Below are 21,374 nucleotides of genomic sequence, written 5' to 3'. Positions count from 1 at the left end.
AGGAACCCGTCAGTTTTGCAACCGGAGGACTACACCTTGGTGACGTCCTCGACCTCCTCCTCCGGCTCCCTGCCCGGCGTCTCGAGGTCGAACCGGGTGATCGCGAAACGGAAGACCGCGTAGTAGACGGCCGCGAAACACAGCCCGATCGGCACGATCGCCCACGGCTTCGTCGCCAGGTTCCAGTTGATGACGTAGTCGATCAGCCCGGCCGAGAAGCTGAAGCCGTCATGCACCCCGAGCCCCCACGTCACCGCCATCGACACACCCGTCAGCACCGCGTGCACCGCGTACAGCACCGGCGCGACGAACAGGAACGAGTACTCGATCGGCTCGGTGATCCCCGTCACGAAGGACGTCAGCGCCACCGACAGCATCAGCCCGCCGACCTCCTTGCGCCGCGCCGGCTTCGCACAGTGCGTGATCGCCAGCGCCGCCGCCGGCAGCGCGAACATCATGATCGGGAAGAACCCCGACAGGAACTGCCCCGCGTGCGGGTCGCCCGCCAGGAACATGTTGATGTCACCGTGCACCTGCATACCGTCCGGCTTCGTGTACGTCCCGAACTGGAACCAGATGGGCACGTTCAGGAACTGGTGCAGCCCGATCACCAGCAACGCCCGGTTCGCCACCCCGAACAGCCCCGACCCCCACGCCCCCGCGTCCGTCAGCCAGTCGCTGAAGTTCTCCAGACCGTCACCGATCGGCGGCCACACCCACAGACACAGCGCCGCGAACACGATCGCCACGAACGCCATGATGATCGGCACCAGACGACGGCCGTTGAAGAAGCCCAGCCAGTCCACCAGCTTGGTGCGGTGGTACCGCTGCCAGAAGAACGCCGTCAGCAGCCCCATCACGATGCCGCCGAACACCCCGGGATTCTGGTAAGTGAACGCCACCACCGTGTGATCGACGGTCGCCTGGCACCCGATGTTCGGCACCGCCTTCGCCCCGTTCGGGCAGTCCTCCGGGAACTGCCGGAGCACCGTGAAGTAGACGAGGAACCCCGCCACCGCCGCCAGCGCCGTCGACCCGTCCGCCTTCTTCGCCATCCCGATGGCCACACCCACGCAGAACAGCAGCGGCAGCCCCAACTGACCGTCCAGCAGCGCCCCGCCCGCGCCCGCCATCACCTTGGACACGTTCGTCCAGCCCAGGCCGTCGGCCCCGAACACGTCCGGCTGGCCCAGCCGGTTCAGGATGCCCGCGGCCGGCAGCACGGCGATGGGCAGTTGAAGGGAGCGACCCATCTTCTGGAGCCCCTGGAACGCCGACTGCCACCGCCGACGCGCGGGCGAGATCTCGGTCTCGGCACTCGAAGGCTGACTCATGAGTTGGCTACCGCCTGTCAGGTGGTGTAGACCAGTCACGGACGAGGGAGCTGCTGTCACGTCATCTTTCGGTACGAACAGCTCAATCGCCCGTGAAGTTGGGCCAACTGCGCAGGAGGAGAACGACATGGCCACCAAGGCGGAGAAGATCGTCGCGGGACTCGGCGGCATCGACAACATCGACGAGATCGAGGGCTGCATCACACGCCTGCGCACCGAGGTCCACGACGCCTCCCTCGTCGACGACGGCGCCCTCAAGGCCGCCGGCGCCCACGGAGTCGTCAAGATGGGCACCGCGATCCAGGTCGTCATCGGCACCGACGCCGACCCCATCGCCGCCGAGATCGAGGACATGATGTGAGCGGTCGCGGAGTGAGCTGAGCACGCCGAACCCTCGCCCGCGAGGCCGATAGGCTCGGCCCATGTCTCGAATCGACGGCCGCACCCCCGAACAACTCCGCCCGGTCACCATCGAACGCGGCTGGAGCAAGCACGCCGAGGGCTCCGTCCTCGTCTCCTTCGGTGACACCAAGGTCTTCTGCACCGCCTCCGTCACCGAAGGCGTCCCCCGCTGGCGCAAGGGCAGCGGCGAGGGCTGGGTGACCGCCGAGTACTCCATGCTGCCCCGCGCCACCAACACCCGCGGCGACCGCGAATCCGTCCGCGGCAAGATCGGCGGCCGCACGCACGAGATCAGCCGCCTCATCGGCCGCTCCCTGCGCGCGGTCATCGACTACAAGGCGCTCGGCGAGAACACCATCGTCCTGGACTGCGACGTCCTCCAGGCCGACGGCGGCACCCGCACGGCGGCCATCACCGGCGCCTACGTCGCCCTCGCCGACGCCGTCGCCTGGGCCCAGGGCAAGAAGCTCGTCAAGCCCGGCCGCAAGCCCCTGACCGGAACCGTCAGCGCCGTCTCCGTCGGCATCGTCGGCGGAGTGCCCCTCCTCGACCTGCGCTACGAGGAGGACGTGCGCGCCGACACCGACATGAACGTCGTCTGCACCGGCGACGGCCGCTTCGTCGAGGTCCAGGGCACCGCCGAGGCGGAGCCCTTCGCCCGCGAGGAGCTCAACTCCCTCCTCGACCTCGCCGTCCTGGGCTGCACGGAACTCGCCGCCCTCCAGACCAAGGCGCTCGACAGCGTCCTCGAAAGGTAAAGGAAACGCCAAGAACAGCGGCCGGTCCGGGCAACCCGACCGGCCGCACCGGCGTCTTCACCGGTACGGGCGCCCGCTGTGCACAACGGGCGCCCGGCCAGACAACGGGGGCCTCCTGAGGCCTGACCAAAGGAGGAACAGAACCATGGCCGCGAGCCCACGCCGCCGAAGTCGCCGTCTCACCATCGCCGCCGTAGTGGCCGCCGCGGGACTCACCCTCGGCCTCACGACCGGCTGCGACGCCGTCAGCAAGGCACTGGACTGCGTCCAGACCGCCGAGGCCGTCGCCGACAGCGTCACCGACCTCCAGCAGGCCGTGGAGAACGCCTCCAGCGACCCCACCCAGATCGACGAGGCCCTCGCCTCCATCGACCAGAACCTCGACGAGATCGGCGACAAGACCGACAACGCCGACGTCAACAAAGCCGTCGACGACCTCAACACGGCCGTGAACAACGTCCGTACGGCCGTCAAGAACGGCGACCAGACCCCCGACCTCAGCCCGATCACCGACGCGGCGGGCGAGTTGACGAAGGTCTGCACCCCCTGACCCGCGCTGGATACTGGACGGCATGACCCGCCTGATCCTCGCCACCCGCAACGCCGGGAAAATCACCGAGCTCCACGCGATCCTCGCCGACGCAGGCCTGCCGTTCGACCTCGTCGGCGCGGACGCGTACCCCGAGATCCCGGACGTCAAGGAAACCGGCGTCACCTTCGCCGAGAACGCCCTGCTGAAGGCCCACGCCCTGGCCCAGGCGACCGGCCTGCCCGCCGTGGCCGACGACTCGGGCCTCTGCGTCGACGTCCTGGGCGGCGCCCCCGGCATCTTCTCGGCCCGCTGGTCGGGCCGGCACGGAGACGACAAGGCCAACCTGGACCTCCTGCTGGCCCAGCTCTCCGACATCGCCGACGAACACCGGGCCGCCCACTTCGCCTGCGCGGCGGCGCTGGCGCTGCCGGACGGCACGGAGCGGGTGGTCGAGGGCCGCCTGCGAGGCACTCTCCGCCACGCCCCGACAGGCACGAACGGCTTCGGCTACGACCCGATCCTCCAGCCGGACGGCGAGAGCCGGACCTGCGCCGAGCTGACAGCGGAGCAGAAGAACGCGATCAGCCACCGTGGGCAGGCGTTCCGGGCGTTGGTGCCGGTGGTGCGGGAGTTGTTGGGCTGAGCCTAGAAGCAAGGCCCTGCGCCTTAGAATCTAAGGTGCAGGGCCTTGCTTTCCTGTGGGCCCGGTGGGACTTGAACCCACGACGCACCGGATCTAAACCGGCGTCCTCTAGCCTGCTGGGATACGGGCCCGCAGCGTCGTCTACTCTACTGGGCGCTGTGGACCGCTCGTCGACCTCCTCTGCACCACGTACTGGTGATCGCGTGGCAGTTGGGGCAGAGCAGCCGCAGGTTCTCTCGGCGGTTATCGCGCCAGTCCCCGTTGATGTGATCGACCTCCAGTGTCATGGGCTTGCCGAGCCATTTGGGGCCGGTGCCGCATTTGGTGCCCTCCTCGGGTACACCGACTTCGCGGAGCCCTCGCCGTAGTAGCGAGGTCTTTGTCCGATGCTTGCTGCCGTGTCGGACGAGAATGTTCTCGGGGTGCTTAGCCATCGAACTTGACCTGCCCAGCTGATGTACCTGCCCCAGAAAGTGCGAAGTGTCCAGGCCGTCCTCTGCGACCCACTGGTGGAACAGCGTGCGCCGCTGGCCGTTGCAGGGCCTGTCCAAGGCGCGGAGGGCGCCTGCGATGGAGACGGCGTTCTCGATTGCGCGTCGCAACTCGTCTGCGGTGGGCCTGGGGGGAGGTCCCACTGCACGTCGTCTGCGGGGGAAGTGCGAAACGTCGATGCCGAAGTGTTCGAAACGGCTGTAAAGGTGCCTACGGAGATTGCGGTAGGGGTGAGTGCCGAAGAAGGTGATGACCTCGTCGATGTCGGAACACTTGGCGGCCGCATCAATCAGTTGCTCTCGGGTGTACTGCATGCCGATGGTCATGCCGCACGACCCTTACTGCGCCCCCGGTAACTGTCCGTCGTCGAGTGGCAGTTGGGACACAGCAGCCGCAGGTTCTCGACGCGGTTGTTCCGCCAACTGCCGTCGATGTGGTCGACCTCCAGGGGGAGCGGTTCGCCGAGCCAGACCCCTTCGATCCCGCACATGGCGCAGCGCTCCTCCACGCCCTGCTCGCTCATCGCACGCTTGAGGCGGCTGCTCGGCGCACGGCGTGCGTCCGGCGAGGTGTTCTCGACGAGGATCTCCTCGGCTGTCCGGCGGCGCTGGTTGTACCGCTGCCGCTCCGTGCGCACCACCGGCGCGAAGTGCGAGGTGTCGATGCCGTAGGCCTTGATCCGCCGAGAGATGTTGGTGTGGTGGCCGCCGACCACTTCAAGTCCGAGTCGGCGCAGGACGTCATTGACGCTCGTCGAGGCCGCGACGACCGGCTGAAGGATGTCCCGAGTCCACTTGGCACCCTCACGCTCGAAGTGAGAGACGTCCACCCCGAGCTTCTTCGTCCGCTCGTGGACGTTCGCCCCCACCGAACCCCCTCCGTTCCGAGCTCACGTTCGCGGCCCGTACGGAGTAGCGAACCGCTTATCGGACAGTCACGCCCGAAATGTAAAGCGGCCCGCACCAGGCAAACCGGTGCGGGCCGTTCGGGAGGGAACCGGTCAGATGGCCAGGTCCTTGATGATCTTTGCCACGTGGCCCGTCGCGCGGACGTTGTACAGGGCCCGTTCGACCTTGCCCTCCTCGTCCACGATCACCGTGGAACGGATGACGCCCATGTACGTCTTGCCGTAGTTCTTCTTCTCGCCGTACGCGCCGTAGGCCTCCGTCACGGACTTCTCCGGGTCCGCGAGGAGGGTGACCTTGAGGGACTCCTTGTCACGGAACTTCGCCAGCTTCTCCGGGGTGTCCGGGGAGATGCCGATGACGTCGTAGCCCGCGCCGGCCAGCACCTCCAGGTTGTCCGTGAAGTCACAGGCCTGCTTCGTGCAGCCGGGGGTCAGGGCGGCCGGGTAGAAGTAGACGATGACCTTGCGGCCCTTGTGGGCGGAGAGGGACACGTCGTTGCCGTCGGCGTCGGGCAGGGTGAAGGCGGGGGCCACGTCCCCGGGCTGGAGTCGCTCGCTCATTGGGTCAGCGTAACCGGGGGTCCTGACAGTGCGGTCGCCGAAGGAACTGACAGACTGTCCAGGACACGTACGAAGCGACTTCGGAGGGCCTGCCGTGGCGGACACGTCGGACATCAGAACCCCGGCGCAGATCGAGGCGGACATCAAGCGCCGCCGCGAGGTGCTGGCCGAGACCCTCGACGAGATCGGGGTGCGGGTGCACCCGAAGACGATCGTCGGGGACGCCAGGGCCAAGGTGGTCTCCAACATCGACCACACGCTCGGACGGGCCTACGTCTCCGTCAACAAGGCCGTCACCGAGGTGAAGGCCCAGTTCGTGGACGAGGAGGGCTCGCCCCGCCTCGAACGCGTCGTGCCCGTCGCCCTCGTCGCCGTGGGACTCGTGGGCCTTCTCGCCCTCGGTGCCCGGCGCCGCAAGGGCTGACCCGGCCGCGTACCCGGGCGTCGAGGACAGGTAGGTTCAGTCGCGTGAGCGCCAAGAGAAACGACACCCCGCACGACAAGCTGCCCATCCGGATGCTGCACGACCGCGTGCTCGTGCGGCAGGAGAACGGTGAGGGCGAGCGACGGTCGGGCGGCGGCATCCTCATCCCGGCCACCGCGGCCGTCGGGCGGCGACTGGCCTGGGCCGAGGTCGTCGCCGTGGGACAGAACGTCCGTACGGTGGAGCCGGGCGACCGTGTGCTCTACGACCCCGAGGACCGCGCCGAGGTCGAGGTCCGGGGCGTCGGGTACGTCCTCATGCGGGAGCGCGACCTGCACGCGGTGGCGGCCGACCGGTTCGAGGGTTCCGAGGACTCGACCGGCTTGTACCTGTAATACGACGGCGAAAGGGGCCGGTGACCATCGTCACCGGCCCCTTTCGCCGTTTCCTTGCTACCTTCGAAGGGAGCCCGACGAGACGCGCCGTACCGGGACCGCCGTAAGAGCACTGGGAAAGACGACGCACCCCGCAGTCAGCCAGTCAGTCGTCTCGGAGGTGCCTCTCATGGCCTGGGTTCTGCTCGTCGTCGCCGGTCTGCTCGAAGTCGGCTGGTCGGTCGGTATGAAGTACACCGAGGGATTCACCCGGCTCGTGCCCAGTCTGTTCACCGGCGCCGGCATCGTCGCCAGCATGATCCTGCTCTCCTGCGCCGCCAAGTCCCTTCCCATCGGTACCGCCTACGGCGTCTGGGTCGGGATCGGGGCGGCCGGTGCGGCGGTGCTCGGCATGGTGGTGCTGGGGGAGCCGGTCACCGCCGCGCGGATCTTCTTCGTGTGCCTGCTGCTGGTCGCCGTGGTGGGGCTGAAGGCGACCTCGGGTCACTGACACCCGGTCCCTCCGGCCCCGGCCGCGCCGTCACTCCTCGCGGGTGCCGAGGATCGCCGGGTTCTGGCCGCCGGTCGCCGCCCCGCCGCTCGGCGAGTCCCCGTTCGCGCCCCCGGCCGCGTCACCCGTGGTGCCGCCGTCGGTGGTGCCGCCGGAGGTGTCCCCGGTGGTGCCGCCGGTCGTGCCCCCGTCGGTCGTCGTACCGCCGGTGTCGCCGCCCGTCGTGTCGCCGCCGGTCGTGGTGCCGCCGTTGTCCTGGCCCTGGGTCTGCCCCTGGGACTGGCCCTGCGTCGGCCCCTGGGTCGCGCCCCCGTTGTCCTGGCCGCCGGTGTCGCCGCCGGTCGTGGTGCCGCCGTTGTCCTGGCCCTCGGTGGACGGCTCGACGGGGGCCTGGGTGCCGGGGGCCTGGTTCTCGGCGCCCGGCTGGAGCTCCAGGTCGAAGTCGGCGGCCGGCTTCCCCTTGAGGGCGGCCTTGGTGTACTGCGCCCAGATCTGGGCGGGCGGACCGCCGCCGTTGACGCGCTGGAGACCGAGCGCGCCGTACAGCGACTTGTGGGCGGCGGTCACCGGGTCCTGACCCATCACGGAGACGACCGTGGCGAGCTGGGGGGTGTAGCCCGCGAACCAGGCCGCAGTGTCCTCCTCGGCGGTGCCGGTCTTGCCGGCGGCGGGGCGGCCGGCGGCCAGGGCGGCGGTGGCGGTGCCGTTCTGGACGACGCTCTGAAGGACCGAGGTGGTGGTGTCGGCGGCCTCGCGGCTGATGACCTGGCGGGTCTTCTGCGCGGGCAGCGGGACGGTCTCCTCGCCGTTGGTGATCTTGTCGATCATCGTGAACGTGCCGTGCCTGCCGTGGTTGGCGAGGGTCGCGTAGGCCTGCGCCATGTCGAGGACGCTCGCGGTGTTCACGCCGAGGGCGATGGACGGGGTCGCCGTCAGGTCGGGGGTGTCGGCCGGGATGCCCATGGCGATCGCGGTCTGCTTGACCTTGTCGGAGCCGACGTCGACGGCCATCTGCGCGTACACCGAGTTGACGGACTTGTCGGTGGCCTCGCGGACGGTGATCTCGCCGTAGGAGCCCTGGTCCTCGTTCTCGGGGGCGTAGCTGCCGCCGCTCCAGCCCACGACGGGACGCTTGTTGGTGCCGTCGTAGTACGTGTTCGGGGTGATCGTCTGCCCGTCCTGCGTCCTGGAGTCGTTCTGGACGGCCGCGGCGAGGACGAGGGGCTTGAAGATGGAGCCGACCTGGAAGTCGCCGCGGGTCGCGCCGTTCGTGTACTGCTTGACGTAGTCGATGCCGCCGTACATCGCGACGAGCCTGCCGGTCTTCGGGTCGACGGAGGCGCCGCCCGCGCGGACGTAGGTGTCGGCCTTGTTGTCCTTCTTGTCGAGCTTGTCGATCACCTGGTCGTTGACCGCCTTCACGAAGGCGTTCTGCTTGGTCTTGTCCAGGGTGGTGGTGATGCGGTAACCGCCCGCCTCCAGCTGCTCCTTGGTGAGGATCTTGTTGGTGAGGATGTAGTCCTCGACCGCGTCCCTGATGTAGCCGCGCTGCCCGGACAGCCCGGTGGAGACGGTCTGCTCCTTCGGCATCGGGAACTTCAGGCCGGTGCGCTCCGACTGGGCGAGCCAGCCCTTCTTGACCATGCCGTCCAGGACGTAGTTCCAGCGGGCCTCGGCCGTACCCTTGTTCTCGGGGTGGGCGACGACGTCGTACTCGCTCGGCGCGTTGACCAGCGCGGCGAGGTAGGCGGCGTGGGCCGGGTCGAGCTCGACGGCGTCCTGGCCGTAGTAGGCCTGGGCGGCGGCCTGGATGCCGTAGGCGTTGCGGCCGAAGTAACTGGTGTTGAGGTAGCCCTCGAGGATCTCGTCCTTGGACTTCTCGCGGTCCAGCTTGATCGAGATGAAGAACTCCTTGGCCTTGCGGGTGACCGTCTGCTCCTGGGCCAGGTAGTAGTTCTTCACGTACTGCTGGGTGATCGTGGAGCCGGACTGCTTGCCCTTGCCGGTGGCGGTGTTCCACGCGGCCCGCAGCATGGCCTTCGGGTCGATCGCGGACTCGGTGTAGAAGTCGCGGTCCTCGGCGGCGAGGACGGCGTGCTGGGCGTCCTTGGAGACCTGCGAGAGGGAGACGTTCTCGCGGTTGACCTCGCCGTCGCGGGCGAGCTGGCTGCCGTCGGCGTACAGGTAGACGTTGGACTGCTTGGTGGCGAGCGCGTTGGCCGGCGGGATCTTGACCATGGAGTAGCCGAGGTAGAACAGCCCTGCCAGGACCAGCAGCCCGAGGACGAAGGTGCCCAGCACCATGCGCCAGGTCGGGATCAGCCGTCGCCAGCCCGTGCGCTTGGGCCGCTTGGCCTTCTTCTCCCCGCCGGGCTCTTCAACCGTCTGTGGGTCTCTCGGTGCCCAGCCCTCGGTCGGCTGCTGCGGCTGGTCGCTCATGTCGTGCACGGACTCCTGATTTCGCGTCGTACGTTCCCGTACGACCTCGTACGCCTTCTGCGCCCCCTGTTGAAGACTCTCGCACCATCCGTTCCGTTCCCGGATATGGCGCGCGTCTCGCCCGGAAAATGGGTGGCCCGCCCCGCCACCTGCGCACTAGGCTCCTGCGCTTCGGTGTCGGCGGGCCGAGGAGGGCTGTGGATGTGGGTTCGGGGCGGTTGTACGCGGCCGTCGCGGCGGGTGGATTCAGACGGTACGCGACGTACCGGGCGGCGACGCTCGCCGGGGTGTTCACCAACACCGTCTTCGGTGTGATCTTGGTCTACACGTACCTCGCGCTGTGGGAGCAGAAGCCCCATCTCGGTGGATACGACCAGGCGCAGGCGGTCACCTACGTCTGGCTGGGGCAGTGTCTCTACTCGACGCTGGCCATCCAGGGCGGCGGTGCCGAGAAGGACCTGATGGACCGCATCCGCACGGGCGAGATCGCGGTCGACCTGTACCGGCCGGCCGACCTCCAACTGTGGTGGCTGGCAGGCGACTTGGGCCGGTCGCTGTTCCAGCTGCTGGGACGCGGCGTGATCCCCTTCACCTTCGGGGCGCTGTTCTTCCCGATGGCGCTGCCCACGGACGTCACCTCCTGGGCCGCCCTGCTGGTGGCGCTGCTGCTCGCGATGCTCGTCAGTTTCGGGATCCGGTACCTCGCCGCCCTGAGCGCGTTCTGGCTGCTGGACGGCCAGGGCATCTCGCAGGCCGTGATGATCCTCGGGGTCTTCTGCTCGGGCATGGTCTTCCCGCTGAACGCCTTCCCGGGCGTCCTCGGCGACATCGTGCGGGCCCTGCCCTGGGCGGCGCAGCTCCAGATGCCGGCGGACGTCCTGATGGGCGAGACGGACCCGCTCAGCGCCTATGCCTTCCAGGCGGCGTGGGCGGTGGTGCTGCTGGCGGCCGGGCGGCTGCTCCAGCAGGCGGCGACGCGGCGGGTGGTGGTGCAGGGTGGCTGAGGCGACGCAAGGGACCGAGGTGGTCCGGGGTTCCCGGCTGGGCGAAGGGCTGCGGGCGTACCGGCTGATCGCGGGCATGTGGATCCGCTCCGCCATGACCTACCGCACCTCCTTCGTCGTCACGGTGTGCGGAAACCTGGCGGTGACGGGTCTGGACTTCGTCGGGATCCTGCTGATGTTCTCGCAGGTCGACGCGCTGGGCGGCTGGCGGCTGCCCGAGATCGCCTTCCTCTACGGCCTCTCGGTGACCGCCTTCGGGATCGCCGACCTGGTGCTCGGCTCGATGGACGTGCTGGGTTCCCGGATCCGCGACGGCTCCTTCGACACCCTGCTGGTGCGGCCCGCGCCGGTGCTCGCGCAGATCGGCGCGGACCACTTCGCAGTGCGCCGCCTGGGCCGGATCACCCAGGGCACGGTGGTGCTGGTCTGGGCACTGGCCTCGGTGGACGTCGACTGGAGCGCGGCCAAGGTGCTGCTGGTGCCGGTGATGGTGCTCAGCGGCGCGGTGATCTTCTGCGCGGTGTTCGTGGCGGGCGCTGCCTTCCAGATCTTCGCTCAGGACGCGGCGGAGGTGCAGAACGCGTTCACGTACGGCGGTACGACGCTGCTCCAGTACCCGCCGACCGTGTTCGGGAAGGACTTCGTGCGGGGCGTCACCTTCATGTTCCCGCTCGCCTTCGTCAACTGGGTGCCGGCCTGCTACGTGCTGGGCCGGCCGTATCCGCTGGACCTGCCGGAGTGGGCGGCCTTCGCGCCGCCGCTGGTGGCCGCGGTGTGCTGTGGACTGGCCGGTCTCGCGTGGCGGGCAGGGCTCGGTTCGTATCGGAGTACGGGGAGTTAGTGGCGGAGGTGGAAGTGGACGTGGCGGTGGACGAGACAGGGGACGGGGCGGCGGACGGGGCGGTGAACGCCTTCATCGAACTGGACCGCGTCGAGAAGGTCTTCGACGTGCGCAAGAAGACCGGCTTCCTGAAACGGGAGCGGCGCCAGGTGCGGGCGGTCGACTCGATCTCCTTCACCGTGGCGCGCGGCGAGATGGTCGGGTACATCGGCCCGAACGGCGCCGGCAAGTCGACGACGATCAAGATGCTCACGGGCATCCTCACCCCGTCCGGCGGCCGGCTGCGAGTGGCCGGCATCGACCCGTCCCGCGAACGCACCCGCCTGGCCCATCGCATCGGAGTGGTCTTCGGCCAGCGCACCACCCTTTGGTGGGACCTCCCGCTGATCGACTCCTACAAGCTGATGCACCGCATGTACCGCATCCCGGACGCCCGTTACCGCGAGAACCTCGACCGCTGCGTCGAACTCCTCGAACTGACCGACCTGTTGGACGTCCCGGTACGGCAGCTGTCGCTCGGCCAGCGGATGCGGGGCGACATCGCGGCGGCCCTGCTGCACGATCCCGAGGTGCTGTACCTGGACGAGCCGACCATCGGCCTCGACGTCATCTCCAAGGCCAAGGTGCGGGGATTCCTGCGGGAGTTGAACACCGAGCGCGGCACGACGGTCCTGCTGACCACCCACGACCTCCAGGACATCGAGCAGCTGTGCTCACGCGTGATGGTCATCGACCACGGCCGCCTCATGTACGACGGCCCGCTGGCCGGCCTGCACGAGGTGGGCGAGAGCGAGCGGACCCTGGTGGTGGACCTGGAGCGGGAGTTGCCGCCGATCGACGCGGCTCCCGCGCGCGTGGTGAGGGTGGAGGGGCCGCGGCAGTGGCTGGCGTTCCCGGCGTCCGAGTCGGCGGCGGCGCTGGTGGCGCGGGTCGCCGCGGAGTACCCGCTGGTCGACCTGTCGGTGCGGGAGCCGGACATCGAGGCGGTGATCGCGAAGATGTACGCGGGGGAAGCGGAGAAGGCGGTGCCGTAGCCGAGGGCGGTGTCGTAGCGGTGGGCGGTCTCGTAGCCGTGGGCGGTGTCGTAGCCGTGGGGTGCGGTAACTCGTAGGCTGCTGTGCATGACGGAGGAACTCCCGGAGCTGCGTGCTGCCGACGCCGATCGTGAGCGAGTCGCCGAGGTCCTGCGGGACGCCCTCGCCGAGGGGCGGCTCGACATGGAGGAGTTCGAGGAGCGCCTGGACGCGACGTACAAGGCGCGTACGTACGGTGAACTCGCCCCGATCACCCGGGACCTGCCGGTCGGCCGGGTGGCCCCTCCCAAGGTCGACATGCTCAAGCAGCCCGACCCGACCGGGAGTTGGGCGTCCCGGATCGTCGGAGGCGAGGGGTCCTCCACGTGGTCCGTCGCCGTGATGTCCGGGTTCCAGCGCAAGGGCCGCTGGACCGTGCCCCGGCGCTTCAACTGCTTCGCCTTCTGGGGCGGCGGGGAGATCGATCTGCGCGACGCGAACTTCGCCGACCGCGAGGTCGAGATCAACTGCGTGGCGATCATGGGCGGCGTGGAGGTGATCGTGCCGCCGGGTGTCGAGGTCGTGGTGCGCGGGATCGGGATCATGGGCGGGTTCGACCACCGCGAGGAGGGCGTGCCGGGTGAGCCGGGGGCACCTCGCGTGATCGTGACCGGGTTCGCGTTCTGGGGCGGTGTGGGGGTCGAGCGCAAGCTCAGGAAGGCGGATCGCCTGCGGCTGCGGGAGGAGCGGCGCCAGGAACGTCTGCAACGCCGGGCCGCTGCGCGCGAGCTGAGGGAGGGGCGTCGGCGGGGGGAGCGCTGAGCGGTGGGACGTTCAGGTGAGGGCCTTCAGGGGCGCGGGGCTCTAGTCGATCTGCGGCTGCCGCCGCGTGGGCGCGACCAGCCACGACGCACCCGCACCCGCCCGCGAACCGCGCCCCCAGCCCCTTGGGCGCCCGGCCCAAGCCCAGCGCAGCGGGGGCGCGGGGAACTGCGCGACCAGCCACGACGCACCCGCACTCACAATCGCGCCGCCGCCGACCCCTTCAGGTACTCCAGGTCGAACGTGTCCGCCATCCGCTCGTACCCCCGGTCGTTGGGGTGGAGCCGGTCCCCCGAGTCGTACATCGTGCGGAGCGTACGCGGGTCGTACGGGTCCCTGACCGCCTTGTCGAAGTCGACCACCGCGTCGTAGACCCGCCCCGCCCTGATCTCCGCGTTGACGGTCTGGCGGACGCCCTCGCGGGCCTTGGTCCAGCCGTGGCGGTCGCCGAACGGCATGAGCGTGCCGCCGACAACCTTGATGCCGTGGGCGTGGGCCTGGCGGACCAGGTCGCGCAGGCCGGCGAGGAGCTTGTCGGCGTCGACGGTCCCCGGGGTGCGGAGGATGTCGTTGATGCCGAGGTCGATGACGACGACCTTGACGCCGGGGCGCTCCAGCACGTCCCGCCGGAAGCGGTGGATGCCGGCCTGGTTCTCCGGCGGGCGGGCGTCCACGAGGACCCGGTTGCCGCCGATCCCCTCGTTGACGACGCTGTAGCGGGGGAGGTCCTGCCCGGCCGCGAGGGCCGCGCGCAGCCGCCGGTTCAGATAGTCCGGCCAGCGGTTGTTCGCGTCGGCCGTGGAGTCCTTGCCGTCGGTGAGCGAGTCCCCGAAGGTGACCACCGTGCCGTCCGCCTCGCCGGTGAGGACGTCCAGCGCGGTCAGGTAGCGCCAGCGGTCGACCCGTTCGGTGAACGCGGTGCCGGTGGTGTCCCCGGTGAGGTCGCCCTCCCCGGAGTACGACGTCTGCCGGGCCCACGGGTGGTAGGTGACCGGTCCGGACAGGGTGGGGGAGTAGGTGGTGACCAGGACGTCGGCGCCCGCCGGGACGGCGAGGGGGACGGCGTCGCTGAGTGCCTGTCCACCGGCCGGGATGACGACCGTGGTGCTGCCGGCGAACGTGAGCCGTCGCATGGTGCCCGCACTCGCCGCGGCGGTCTTGTGACCGGCGGCGAGCGCGATGGACGCGTGGGTGAGGGTCAGCGCGGTCCGGCCGTAGAGATTGGACAGCGTGATGCGGGCACTCGTACCGCCGACACTGGTGTGCACGACGTTGCGGACGGAGCGGCCCGCCAGGCCTTCGGTCGCGGTGCCGGGCTCGGCGCCGACGGGGGAGGCCGCCCAGGTGCCGACCCAGGTTCCGGCGGAGGCGGGCGCGGCGGCGGGACGCGAGGGCCCGGAACCGGACAGTGCGGTCCGGTCCCTGGTGCCGGCGTCGGCCGCCACTCCGACGTAGATGGCGGTGGACAGGGCCACGATCACTGCGGTGATCGCGGCGAGCAGGGCGTAACCATGACGCCGAGTCATGTGGTGCTGTTCTCCTCAGGAGATGGGAGCCCGGGGCTCCGATCTGATGAGTTCATGATGAGGCATAACACTGAGGACAAATGACGAGACCCCCTCCGGTTCCCCCGTCCGGACAGACGCGGGGAACTCCTGTTCCGTTCCAGGAGTAGGTCAGGAAGGGACAATGTGTGAGGGATCACCGAACGGGTGGAGCGGATGGAACGTACGGAACCTACGCAAAAAGGACCGGTTGACGGGCAGCGGCCCGCCCCGACGGCCGGGGCCGGGGTCGGGGCCGTGAACGGTGTCGGCCCGGCTTCCGCGAACAGTGCCGGCCCGGTTTCCGCCGTACGCACGATGAACACCTTCAGCGCCGCGGACGAGGAGAAGCAGCGCGGAGTGCGCCGGATGAAGCTCACCGCGCTCGGCCTGCTGCTGTTCGTGGCACTGGTGTACGCGCTGGCGAAATGGGCGGACAGCTCCGGGGCCGGTCCGTGGGCCGGTTACGTCGCCGCGGCCGCCGAGGCGGGCATGGTCGGCGCCATGGCCGACTGGTTCGCCGTCACCGCCCTGTTCCGCCACCCGCTCGGCCTGCCCATCCCGCACACCGCGATCATCCCCACCAAGAAGGACCAGCTGGGGGTGTCGCTGGGCGAGTTCGTCGGCGAGAACTTCCTCTCCGAGGACGTCGTACGGCAGCGGCTGCGGGCCGTGGGCATCGGCAGCCGGCTCGGGACCTGGCTGGCCGACCCCGAGCACGCCGACCGGGTCACCGCGGAGCTGTCGGCGGCCCTCAGGGGCGCGCTGACCGTCCTGCGGGACTCCGACGTCCAGGCCGTGGTCGGGGAGGCGATCACCCGGCGGGCCGACGCCCAGGAGATCGCGCCCGGCATCGGGAAGATGCTGGAGAAGGTCGTCGCCGACGGCGGGCACCGGCGGGTCGTCGACCTGATCGTGACCCGGGCCCACGACTGGCTCGTGCTGCACGACACGCAGGTCATGCACGCCGTGCAGGGCGGCGCGCCCGGCTGGACCCCGCGGTTCGTCGACAAGAAGGTCGGAGAGCGGGTCTACAAGGAACTGCTGCGCTTCGTGACCGAGATGCGGGACATGCCGTCCCACCCGGCCCGTGGAGCCCTGGACCGGTTCCTGACCGACTTCGCCTCCGACCTCCAGTCCGACACCGACACGCGCGCGCGGGTCGAGCGGCTCAAGGGCGAGGTACTGGGGCGCGGCGAGGTCCAGGACCTGATCGCGTCCGCATGGACCGCCGTACGGTCGATGATCGTCGCCGCCGCCGAGGACGAGCGCAGCGAGCTGCGGCTGCGGGTGCGGGCGTCCCTGCTGTCGCTGGGGGCGCGGATGGCCGTCGACCCCAAGGTGCAGGCGAAGGTCGACCGGTGGGTGGAGGGGGCCGCGGTGTACGTGGTCACCACCTACCGGCGCGAGATCACCTCCCTGATCACGGACACGGTCGCCGGGTGGGACGCGGAGCACACGACCCGGAAGATCGAGGCACACATCGGGCGCGACCTCCAGTTCATCCGGATCAACGGCACGGTGGTGGGGTCGTTGGTGGGGTTGCTGATCTACACGGTGACTCGGGTGTTGGGGGCGTGAAGGAGGGTTCGATGGGGCTGTGAGCTGCGGGCCCGGGGTGTAGCGGGGGTGTGGCCGCGGGTGCAGGGTGGTGTACGGGGGTGTGTATCGGGGGTGTGAGGTGGTCGGCCTAGGAATCGAGGGCCGGGGCACCCGGGAGGGGTTCGCTCGCTGAGGAGGGAGCCCTTCCGTGACCACCGCCCAAGCCGACACCGGCCGCACCGTGACGACCGACATCCCCGCCAGACTCGACCGGCTGCCCTGGTCCCGCTGGCACTGGACCATCGTCATCGGACTCGGCACCGTATGGATCCTCGACGGCCTGGAGGTCACGGTCGTCGGCAACATCGCGAGCCGGCTGTCGGAACCGGGAAGCGGGCTGTCGATCTCCTCCGGACAGGTCACCGGCGTCGCGGCGGCCCTGTATGTGGCCGGCGCCTGCGTGGGGGCGCTGTTCTGGGGGCGGCTGACCGACAAGTGGGGCCGCAAGAAGCTGTTCATGATCACGCTGGCCGTGTACCTGGCGGCCACCGCGCTGACGTCGATCTCCTTCGACGCCTGGTGGTTCTTCCTGTTCCGCTTCCTCACCGGGTTCGGTATCGGCGGCGAGTACGCGGCGATCAACTCCGCGATCGACGAGCTGATCCCGGCGCAGTACCGGGGCCGGGTGGACCTCATGATCAACGGAAGCTTCTGGCTGGGAGCCGTGGGTGGCTCGCTGCTGTCGATCTTCGCGCTGAACACGGACTTCTTCGCGGCGAACGTGGGCTGGCGGCTGACGTTCGCGCTGGGTGCCGTGCTGGCGCTGGTGATCCTTCTCGTACGGCGGCACGTACCGGAGAGTCCGCGGTGGTTGCTGATCCACGGGCGGGACGAGGAGGCCGAGCGGATCGTCTCGTCGATCGAGTCGCGGGTGGAGGAGGAGCGGGGGCGTGCCCTGCCGCGGGCCGAGGGTGAGATCACGATCCACCAGCGGCGGAGCGTGACGTTCGTGGAGATCGCGCGGACGGTGTTCTCCGACTACCGGCGGCGGGCGGTGCTGGGGTTCTCGCTGTTCATCGGGCAGGCGTTCCTCTACAACGCGATCACGTTCGGGTTCGGCGCGATCCTCACGACGTTCTTCGACGTGCCGACCGGGGACACGGGTTACTACTTCGCGGTGATCGCGGTGGGCAACTTTTTCGGGCCGCTGCTGCTGGGGAAGCTGTTCGACACGGTGGGGCGGCGGGTGATGATCTCGTCCACGTATCTGCTGTCCGGGGTGCTGCTGTTCGGGACGGCGTGGCTGTTCGACCGGGGGTCGTTGAGCGCGGCGACGATGACGGCGTGCTGGTGCGTGGTGCTGTTCTTCGCGTCGGCGGGGGCGTCGAGTGCCTACCTCACGGTGTCCGAGGTGTTCCCGATGGAGACGCGGGCGATGTCGATCGCGTTCTTCTACGCGCTGGGTACGGCGGCGGGCGGTATCAGCGGACCGCTGCTGTTCGCCGACCTGACGAGTACGGGGAAGGTCGGGGACACGGTGTTGGCGTTCCAGATCGGGGCGGGGCTGATGTGTGCGGCGGGGTTGGTGGCGGCGTTCTTGGCTGTGCGGGCGGAGGGGCGGTCGCTGGAGGATGTGGCGAAGCCGTTGACTGCGGTGGAGTAGAGGTCTTTGTCTGCGGCTTCGGTGGGGGCGGGCGTTTTGCGCAGTTCCCCGCGCCCCTGGGGGCCTGCGGCGGCCCGCCCGGCCTCGGTGGGGGCGTGCGTAGCGCATGCGGTCCGGTGGGTGGGTCGGTGCGGGTGGGGGCGGACATTCCCGTCGCAGCGCAGGTGAACTGCAACCCCCTAGGGGCGCGGGGAACTGCGCGACCAGCCCCCACGCACCCGCAGCCGCCCTACGACCGCACCCGGCACCCCCATCGGCGCCCTTCAGCCCCGCCGATCCGCCACCACCCAAGACGCAACTCCCACCACGCCCGCCACACCGAACACCGCAGGCCACGCCCCGACCCTCTTGGCCAAGGGATGGGACCCGGCGAAGGCGACGACATACGCGGCCGTCAGCGCACCGGCCGCCGGTCCGCCCGCCCGCTCCCGCCACTGCCGTGCCGCCGCCGCCCCGGCGACAGCCAGCACCGCCCCGCCCAGCTGCCGCTTCTTCGTCCACCGCGCCACGCCGTACCCCCCGACGAGCCCGCCCGCCGCGACCACCGCACTGGGAACCTTCGCCATGTCTGCCTCCTAGGTCGTGGCATCGAGGCTAGCCCCGGACCAGGGACGTCCCCCGAACCTGAGTCAGGGCTTGTCAAGTTTCCTCGCTCCGAGCTATATAAGAAGGCGTAGGGCATCGCACCGGGAATCGGTGGAAAGGAGATGGACTGTGATGCTCATGCGCACCGACCCCTTCCGTGAGTTCGACCGACTCGCGCAGCAGGTGTTCGGCTCGACCGCCCGCCCCAGCGCGATGGCGATGGACGCATACCGGTCGGGGGACGACTTCGTCGTCCACTTCGACCTCCCCGGCATCGACCCCGAGACGATCGAGCTGGACGTGGAGCGCAACGTCCTGAACGTCCGGGCCGAGCGCCGCGCCCCCGCCCCCGAGGGCGCGGAGCTGATCGTCGCCGAACGGCCCACGGGCACGTTCACCCGTCAGCTCTTCCTCGGCGACACCCTGGACACCGAGCGCATCGAAGCCTCGTACGACGCCGGAGTGCTGACCTTGCGGATCCCCGTCGCCGAACAGGCCAAGCCCCGCCGTATCCAGATCAGCGGCGGCGGCAGCGGACCCCGGCAGATCAGCGGCTGAACAACCCCCACGCGACCGAAGACCGGGCGTCCCGCGGACCTGTACGGGCCGGCTCAGGCTGTTGCAGACGGTCCGTACGGCCGTGGGGCGCCCGGTGCAACGACCCCCAGGAGAGCAGTACATGAGCGCGAACCGACCCAGCTGGACCGACCTCGTCGAGGCGGTGCAGGAGGCCGGACAGTACGCGACGCGGGCGGAGGCCGAACACGTCACGCACGTCGTCCTGTCCGCTCTGGGCGACCACGTCACCGGCGAGGAACGCGTCGGTCTCGCCCGCGCCCTGCCCGAGGAGGCGGCGCGGGTCATCGCCTCCCGCATTCCCCTCAACAGGTCGCTGTCCGCAGCGGAGTTCGTGGACGCGGTCGCCGCCCGCATCGAGGGCGCGACCCCGGCGACGGCCCGCTGGCACGTCAGCTCGGTGCTGAGCGTGCTGCCCGAGCTGGTGGGCGACGAACCGGTAAACCGCGTCCTCGCCCAACTCCCCTCCGGCTACGCCCTGTTGTTCGGCAAGGCGGAACTGGCCCTCGCCGCCTGACACCCTCGCCCGCGCGTGCCGCGGCCCGCAGCCGCATCTCCGACACGTACCCGGAGGCCACGGCAAGCCCGGCCGCGGCAAGCGCGAAACCGACGGCGGCGGGGGAGACGTACCCGGGAACCTCCCCGGCCCGGTAGCTGTCGCCGTCGTCGGTCTCGCAGACGAAGTCGAGGGGCAGGAAGCTCGCCGAGTAGTCGACGACCCGGGCAGCGCGTTCGTCGGCACGGCACGATCGGCGACGAATCCGCCCCGCCGTCCTCGGCCTCCAGGACCGCCCCGCCGACGTGCAGCAGTCCCCACGCGTACAAGGCGGCCGTCGCCGCTCCCGCCAGCGCGGCGAATCCGAGGAGGGCGGTGGGAAGTTCGGCACGGCGGACGAACCAGTCGGCGACGCGGCCACCTCCGTAGCCGAGGAGCGCGCAGGCGGCCCCCGCTAGCACCAGCATGAGCAGCGGAACCAAGAGGATCACGCGTCGGCCCCCGTCCGAACGTCCGAACCGTCGGAACGAGCGTAGTCGGGTGGACTGATGCTGCCGGGGGCGCGCGGCTCCGACTCAAGACTCAAGCGGATGGACCGGGAAAGAGGCCCGCCTCGCCCCGCATGAGCCTCAGATCCTCACCCCACGCGTCCAGCACCTCCCCGAGCCCGGCCCGACGTGCGTCCGCCTCCACGCGCGCGAAGACGCTCCGCTGGACGGCCGCATCGCCGGTCGAGGAGATCCGCCCGACCGCCTCCAGCAGCGCTCCCGTGTCCCAATCGGGCAGCGGGTACCGAGTCAGCTCCCACTCCAGGTACTTGTTGTAGGGCCTGGGGCGCCGATCGAGGGTGAACAGCAGCTCCAGCAGGAACCGGACGCTGTCCGCCGCGTCGAGGCGGGCGGCGAGGGGCTGGCCGTCGCGGTCGTTCTTCAGTGATCGATAGAGGGAGTTGGCGTAGGCGTCGAGCAGGTCCCCGGCCTCCCGGAAGGCCTCGTCGGCGTCGAGCCGCCCCTTCTCGGCCAGGAGCCGGGCGATGCCGGTACCTCCGTCGAGACGGTCGAGCACCACCTGGGCCCGCGCGAGGGCGTAACGCTCGAAGCCGGGCATGCCCGCGGCCCGGAACCCGGCGAGCGGCATGACGATCACGTCGAGCGTCGCGGAACGGCGCCCGTGGAGAGCGGAGAGCTCCGTCGTCGCCCCGTCGGCGACCACGATGTACAGGTCGTGGTCGGAGTGCTCGGTCGCCATCCCGTCGTGGGCCCGCGACCCCTTGAGGACCAGCCCTACGACGGAGGGGTCGGCCACGGCGCGAGTGACCAACGTGTCGTAGGACAGGGGGCGTTCAGAGTCCATCGGTGATCTCCGTTGCGGTGGCCGGGAGTTTCGGGGATGCCTGTCGGGCGGTTCCGCACCGTAGCCCCCGACCGGGCCTGTTCCCAACGGAATTCATCCCGCCGCGGCCCGCCCCTGTCACACCTCGTCGAGCAGCGCCGCCAGCCCCTGGTCGAGGTCCGGGCCCAGGGTCTCGGTGCCGGGCGCGACGACCTCGTAGGAACGCAGCAGGAAGCGGCGGAGCGTGGTCGTGCTGAAGCGGATCACGGCGAGGCCGAGCGGCGAGTGGAACTCGATGACCGTTCTCGCCCAGCCGCACGGCCGTATCCGTACGTCCCCCTCCCCGGCCGGTGCTTCGAGTCCCTCCTCCAGCAGCGTCCGCCCGAACATCCAGGTCACACCCTGGCCATCGGCCGAGACGTGCGCGGGGAAGTCGATGTGCACGGCGAAGGGCTCGGCGGCGCTGTAGCGCAACGTGGGGCGGATCGGGAGTTCCGGGTGCTCGGAGCCGATCAGGCGGGCGCGGACGGTCTGGTGGAGCGTGGGGAGGCGCATGGGGGAGGTCTCCGGTCCTTCTCG

Annotated in this window: 24 protein-coding genes, 1 tRNA gene and 1 riboswitch; of the genes, 15 read left to right on the top strand and 10 right to left on the bottom strand. The window is 69.9% G+C overall.

What is annotated here, in order from left to right; genetic code table 11:
- Positions 1-29: 29 nt before the first annotated feature.
- A complete protein-coding gene (locus IF54_RS0121285) occupies positions 30-1,334 on the bottom strand; it encodes a PTS transporter subunit EIIC (RefSeq protein WP_030321030.1) in 1,305 nt (434 codons plus the stop codon).
- On the opposite strand from IF54_RS0121285, the gene IF54_RS0121280 reads away from it, so the two are divergent.
- The 4 genes from IF54_RS0121280 (at position 1,333) to rdgB (ending at position 3,669) form a co-directional block, all read left to right on the top strand.
- Complete coding sequence (locus IF54_RS0121280; protein ID WP_324616561.1) at positions 1,333-1,695, top strand: PTS glucose/sucrose transporter subunit IIB; 363 nt, start codon at positions 1,333-1,335, stop codon at positions 1,693-1,695. The genes IF54_RS0121285 and IF54_RS0121280 overlap by 2 nt on opposite strands.
- A 61-nt stretch (positions 1,696-1,756) precedes the next feature.
- Positions 1,757-2,494 carry a ribonuclease PH gene (gene rph, locus IF54_RS0121275; protein WP_030321028.1) on the top strand — a complete coding sequence of 246 codons (738 nt, stop codon included), beginning with the start codon at positions 1,757-1,759 and terminating at the stop codon, positions 2,492-2,494.
- A 145-nt stretch (positions 2,495-2,639) separates the two neighbouring features.
- Positions 2,640-3,044, top strand: coding sequence for a hypothetical protein (locus IF54_RS0121270; protein WP_030321027.1), 405 nt, complete (start codon positions 2,640-2,642; stop codon positions 3,042-3,044).
- Between the two features lie 22 nt (positions 3,045-3,066).
- Positions 3,067-3,669: an RdgB/HAM1 family non-canonical purine NTP pyrophosphatase gene (rdgB, locus tag IF54_RS0121265; RefSeq protein WP_030321025.1), complete on the top strand. Its 603-nt coding sequence runs from the start codon at positions 3,067-3,069 to the stop codon at positions 3,667-3,669.
- Between the two features lie 56 nt (positions 3,670-3,725).
- Here rdgB and IF54_RS0121260 read toward each other — a convergent pair.
- The 4 genes from IF54_RS0121260 to bcp all read right to left on the bottom strand — a co-directional run bounded on the left by IF54_RS0121260 (position 3,726) and on the right by bcp (position 5,629).
- Positions 3,726-3,800, bottom strand: a tRNA-Leu gene (locus IF54_RS0121260).
- Positions 3,801-3,815: 15 nt separating this feature from the next.
- The gene (locus IF54_RS41325; RefSeq protein ID WP_037820343.1) at positions 3,816-4,487 is read right to left on the bottom strand and encodes an HNH endonuclease; all 672 of its coding nucleotides are present in this window, start codon (positions 4,485-4,487) and stop codon (positions 3,816-3,818) included.
- Positions 4,484-5,029, bottom strand: a complete 546-nt coding sequence (locus tag IF54_RS0121255) for an HNH endonuclease signature motif containing protein (RefSeq protein ID WP_078852065.1) — start codon at positions 5,027-5,029, stop codon at positions 4,484-4,486. Before IF54_RS0121255 ends, IF54_RS41325 begins: the two co-directional genes overlap by 4 nt.
- A 132-nt stretch (positions 5,030-5,161) precedes the next feature.
- Entirely contained in the window at positions 5,162-5,629 is a 468-nt protein-coding gene (gene bcp / locus IF54_RS0121250) for a thioredoxin-dependent thiol peroxidase (RefSeq protein WP_020138966.1), read from the bottom strand.
- A 94-nt stretch (positions 5,630-5,723) separates the two neighbouring features.
- Here bcp and IF54_RS0121245 point away from each other — a divergent pair, with 94 nt between their 5' ends.
- The 3 genes from IF54_RS0121245 to IF54_RS0121235 all read left to right on the top strand — a co-directional run bounded on the left by IF54_RS0121245 (position 5,724) and on the right by IF54_RS0121235 (position 6,938).
- A complete protein-coding gene (locus IF54_RS0121245; RefSeq protein WP_030321020.1) occupies positions 5,724-6,053 on the top strand; it encodes a DUF3618 domain-containing protein in 330 nt (109 codons plus the stop codon).
- 44 nt (positions 6,054-6,097) lie between these two features.
- The gene (locus IF54_RS0121240; RefSeq protein ID WP_020138964.1) at positions 6,098-6,448 is read left to right on the top strand and encodes a GroES family chaperonin; all 351 of its coding nucleotides are present in this window, start codon (positions 6,098-6,100) and stop codon (positions 6,446-6,448) included.
- A gap of 46 nt (positions 6,449-6,494) precedes the next feature.
- A riboswitch (guanidine-III (ykkC-III) riboswitch) is annotated at positions 6,495-6,579 on the top strand.
- Positions 6,580-6,617: 38 nt separating this feature from the next.
- Entirely contained in the window at positions 6,618-6,938 is a 321-nt protein-coding gene (locus IF54_RS0121235; RefSeq protein ID WP_030321018.1) for a DMT family transporter, read from the top strand.
- A 30-nt stretch (positions 6,939-6,968) separates the two neighbouring features.
- On the opposite strand, the gene IF54_RS0121230 is transcribed toward IF54_RS0121235, so the two are convergent.
- The gene (locus tag IF54_RS0121230; RefSeq protein ID WP_037820341.1) at positions 6,969-9,377 is read right to left on the bottom strand and encodes a transglycosylase domain-containing protein; all 2,409 of its coding nucleotides are present in this window, start codon (positions 9,375-9,377) and stop codon (positions 6,969-6,971) included.
- 203 nt (positions 9,378-9,580) lie between these two features.
- On the opposite strand from IF54_RS0121230, the gene IF54_RS0121225 reads away from it, so the two are divergent.
- The 4 genes from IF54_RS0121225 to IF54_RS0121210 all read left to right on the top strand — a co-directional run bounded on the left by IF54_RS0121225 (position 9,581) and on the right by IF54_RS0121210 (position 13,057).
- Positions 9,581-10,381 (top strand): ABC transporter permease, encoded by an 801-nt coding sequence (locus IF54_RS0121225; RefSeq protein ID WP_030321016.1) that lies wholly within the window; start codon positions 9,581-9,583, stop codon positions 10,379-10,381.
- A gap of 76 nt (positions 10,382-10,457) precedes the next feature.
- Positions 10,458-11,222, top strand: coding sequence for an ABC transporter permease (locus IF54_RS0121220; protein ID WP_051735497.1), 765 nt, complete (start codon positions 10,458-10,460; stop codon positions 11,220-11,222).
- A 14-nt stretch (positions 11,223-11,236) separates the two neighbouring features.
- Positions 11,237-12,256, top strand: coding sequence for an ABC transporter ATP-binding protein (locus IF54_RS0121215; RefSeq protein WP_199821234.1), 1,020 nt, complete (start codon positions 11,237-11,239; stop codon positions 12,254-12,256).
- Between the two features lie 87 nt (positions 12,257-12,343).
- Positions 12,344-13,057 carry a DUF1707 SHOCT-like domain-containing protein gene (locus IF54_RS0121210; protein ID WP_030321009.1) on the top strand — a complete coding sequence of 238 codons (714 nt, stop codon included), beginning with the start codon at positions 12,344-12,346 and terminating at the stop codon, positions 13,055-13,057.
- A 197-nt stretch (positions 13,058-13,254) separates the two neighbouring features.
- Here IF54_RS0121210 and IF54_RS0121205 read toward each other — a convergent pair whose 3' ends face one another.
- Positions 13,255-14,583, bottom strand: coding sequence for an SGNH/GDSL hydrolase family protein (locus IF54_RS0121205; protein ID WP_030321007.1), 1,329 nt, complete (start codon positions 14,581-14,583; stop codon positions 13,255-13,257).
- A 195-nt stretch (positions 14,584-14,778) separates the two neighbouring features.
- Between IF54_RS0121205 and IF54_RS0121200 the strand changes: the two genes are divergently transcribed.
- Both IF54_RS0121200 and IF54_RS0121195 read left to right on the top strand, forming a co-directional pair.
- Positions 14,779-16,182 carry a DUF445 domain-containing protein gene (locus IF54_RS0121200; protein WP_078852070.1) on the top strand — a complete coding sequence of 468 codons (1,404 nt, stop codon included), beginning with the start codon at positions 14,779-14,781 and terminating at the stop codon, positions 16,180-16,182.
- Between the two features lie 169 nt (positions 16,183-16,351).
- Complete coding sequence (locus IF54_RS0121195; protein ID WP_030321002.1) at positions 16,352-17,806, top strand: MFS transporter; 1,455 nt, start codon at positions 16,352-16,354, stop codon at positions 17,804-17,806.
- Between the two features lie 263 nt (positions 17,807-18,069).
- On the opposite strand, the gene IF54_RS0121190 is transcribed toward IF54_RS0121195, so the two are convergent.
- Positions 18,070-18,372, bottom strand: a complete 303-nt coding sequence (locus IF54_RS0121190; protein ID WP_030320999.1) for a hypothetical protein — start codon at positions 18,370-18,372, stop codon at positions 18,070-18,072.
- Positions 18,373-18,523: 151 nt separating this feature from the next.
- Between IF54_RS0121190 and IF54_RS0121185 the strand changes: the two genes are divergently transcribed.
- Complete coding sequence (locus IF54_RS0121185; protein WP_030320997.1) at positions 18,524-18,949, top strand: Hsp20/alpha crystallin family protein; 426 nt, start codon at positions 18,524-18,526, stop codon at positions 18,947-18,949.
- 121 nt (positions 18,950-19,070) lie between these two features.
- The gene (locus tag IF54_RS0121180) at positions 19,071-19,484 is read left to right on the top strand and encodes a DUF2267 domain-containing protein (RefSeq protein ID WP_030320995.1); all 414 of its coding nucleotides are present in this window, start codon (positions 19,071-19,073) and stop codon (positions 19,482-19,484) included.
- Between the two features lie 561 nt (positions 19,485-20,045).
- On the opposite strand, the gene IF54_RS0121175 is transcribed toward IF54_RS0121180, so the two are convergent.
- Positions 20,046-20,816, bottom strand: coding sequence for a hypothetical protein (locus IF54_RS0121175; RefSeq protein ID WP_030320994.1), 771 nt, complete (start codon positions 20,814-20,816; stop codon positions 20,046-20,048).
- Between the two features lie 117 nt (positions 20,817-20,933).
- Positions 20,934-21,350, bottom strand: coding sequence for an SsgA family sporulation/cell division regulator (locus IF54_RS0121170; RefSeq protein ID WP_030320992.1), 417 nt, complete (start codon positions 21,348-21,350; stop codon positions 20,934-20,936).
- Positions 21,351-21,374 lie beyond the last annotated feature (24 nt).

This window comes from Streptomyces sp. NRRL B-3229, assembly GCF_000719505.1.
GTDB lineage: Bacteria > Actinomycetota > Actinomycetes > Streptomycetales > Streptomycetaceae > Streptomyces > Streptomyces griseorubiginosus.
This window is presented reverse-complemented; position numbering and strand designations above follow the sequence as displayed.